We start from the raw sequence: 2,463 nt of genomic DNA on the forward strand, positions 1-2,463 counted from the left end.
GCGCAATCCGCTCGCGTGCGGCCAGCGTCAGGTCTTCGGAAAAATAGGCAAAGCAGCCGCGCCCGGCGTCCTTGGCTTGATACAGCGCCGCATCGGCATGATCCATCAAAAGCTCCGGGTTATCGCCATGTTGCGGATACAGGCTGATGCCGATACTGGCGCCGATTTGCACATCCTCGCCCTGAGCCACGGAAAAAAGCCGGCTCAAATCGGCAATGATTTCTTCAGCTACGCGCGCGGCGTCTTCAGGATGAGCAATATCTTCCAATAACACGACGAACTCGTCACCGCCCAAACGCGCGACCATATCGACATCGCGCAAGCGAGTCGTGATTCTTGCCGCAACGTGCTGCAATAATTCGTCGCCGGCCAAATGCCCCAGGCTGTCGTTCACGGCTTTAAAACGGTCCAGGTCCAGCATCAATAACGCCAACTGCTTGCCGTCGCGCCGCTCGACATCGATGCCGTGTTTCAATCGTTCCTGCAACAACCGGCGGTTGGGAAGTTGGGTCAACGGGTCGTAAAAAGCCAATTGCTTGATCTGCTCTTCGGCAGCCTTGCGTTCGGTGATGTCGATATGGGTGCCGACATAATGCGTAATCTCACCGTCATCGCCTTTGACTACAGAGATGATCAACCACTTGGGATAAATTTCGCCGTTTTTGCGCCGGTCCCAAACCTCTCCCTGCCAAGTTCCGTAGCGCGCTATCTCATCCCACATCGCTTCGTAAAAGGCCGTATCATGATGACCGGACTTAAGCAGGCTGATATGCCGCCCGACAGCCTCCTCTTTGCTATAACCGGTCGATTCGGTAAAGGCCCGGTTTATCTGTAGAATAATATTCCCGGAGTCGGTAATAACCATCGGCTCCTTGGACTCGAAGGCGATAGCGGCCACGCGAAGATGCGCTTCCGCTTGCTTGTTCAATGTGACATCCCGCAATGCGCTGGCAAAAAACAAGCCTTGTTCGGTTTTAATCGGACTGACGCTGATGTCGACGTCAAACGTGTTGCCGTCTTTTCGCCGCGCCTGTAATGTTCGGCCGCTTCTTAACGGTCTGGCAACAGGAGCGGCGACAAACTTGGAATGCAGTTCCGGGTGTATTGCACGAAAGTTTTCCGGCACCAGAATTTCAATCGATTGGCCGATCAGTTCCCCCGACTTATAACCCAACAACAGTTCGGCTTGCTGGTTGACTTGGGTAATAATGCCGCGCCTGTCGCTGATCAGCATCGCGTCCGGCGTAGCATTGAAAATAGCGCGCTGGTAGCTTTCCTTTAGCGCCAACGCCTGTTCGGCTTGCTTGCGGGCAACAAAATAGGTGGCCAGCGTCATACCGGTCGCGGACAGTATCATCATGAAGGACCAATAATTGGTCAAATAGGTTTTGGCCATATCTTCCGCAAAGAAACCGGTACCCTGTTTCGCCCCTAGAAATCCCTGGATCGCGGTCATAATAAGAATGACGGCCAAGGTCTGAGGCCCAAGGCGTACTGCCGCCCAGGTAATAAACAGGAACATCCAGTAGGCCTTGGCGACATCGCCCAGTGCCTGGCTCATCCATCCGCTAAAAATCATTTGCCCTGCCAGGAAGGTCAAAGCCACCAGCAATACGAACTCAATCAACCGATTCGGCCTGAGCCAATCGTCGGGGGCTCGCCGCCAAACCAGGATCGCCGGGGCAATCAAGGCAATGCCTAGCGTATCCCCACGCCACCAATACGTCAGGTAACGGAAGAAAGTTTCTCCGGCCAGGAATCCGGAAAACACTAAGGTCGCCGTCCCAAACAATGCGCCTATAACGCTGGCAATGCCGCCCGCTATCAGCAGACGCAGGTAATTATGCGTCGATAACCCGGATTCATTGAAGATGTCGTAGCGCTTCAACAGCAATGCGCCCAAAAGCGCCTCCAGCGTGTTACCGAGCGCAACCGCTACAGCCAATCCCAAGGAGTTAATCGTTATTACATTGACGACCAAAGCGCCGAGAAATATTCCACAGACATACCTTCCGCCCCCGATTAATATTACCGGCAGTGCCAACCCCGCGGGCAACCCAACGATACTGATAACGCCACTGTCCGAACAACAGGCAAGAATGGCTAAACCGAGCAACGCGTAAAGCACCGCAACGCCAATTTGCATTGCAAGTTGATAGAAATTTCTCATTATTGTTTTTTCCTTACTACGAGATTTCGGCAGGCTGCACCTTTAATAGCCCCTGTTTGAGACGCCGATATGCCGACTTAATAATATCAAGCTATGAGTATTGTTGAATGTCGAGCAACTCGGCAAACCGGTGAGCCGGCACCGGCTGGCTTTTAATATAGCCCTGGTACATATCGCAACCTTTTTCCTGCAAGAACGCCAATTGCTCCGGCGTTTCGACGCCTTCGGCCAAGACTTTAAAGCCCAAAATATGGCCCATCGCGACAATGGTGGCGGCGATTTCCATATCGTCC

General features: G+C 53.2%; 2 protein-coding genes. Both read right to left on the bottom strand.

Features of this window, described 5'->3' with window-relative positions:
- The coding region (locus tag EKO24_RS03125) for a sensor domain-containing diguanylate cyclase (RefSeq protein WP_143733161.1) at positions 1 to 2,170 on the bottom strand (2,170 nt) is incomplete at its 3' end.
- Positions 2,171 to 2,261: 91 nt separating this feature from the next.
- Positions 2,262 to 2,463: EAL domain-containing protein (locus EKO24_RS03130; RefSeq protein ID WP_143733159.1), on the bottom strand; the 202-nt coding region annotated here is incomplete at its 5' end.

This window comes from Candidatus Methylobacter oryzae (assembly GCF_003994235.2).
Classification (GTDB): Bacteria; Pseudomonadota; Gammaproteobacteria; order Methylococcales; family Methylomonadaceae; genus Methylobacter_A; species Methylobacter_A oryzae.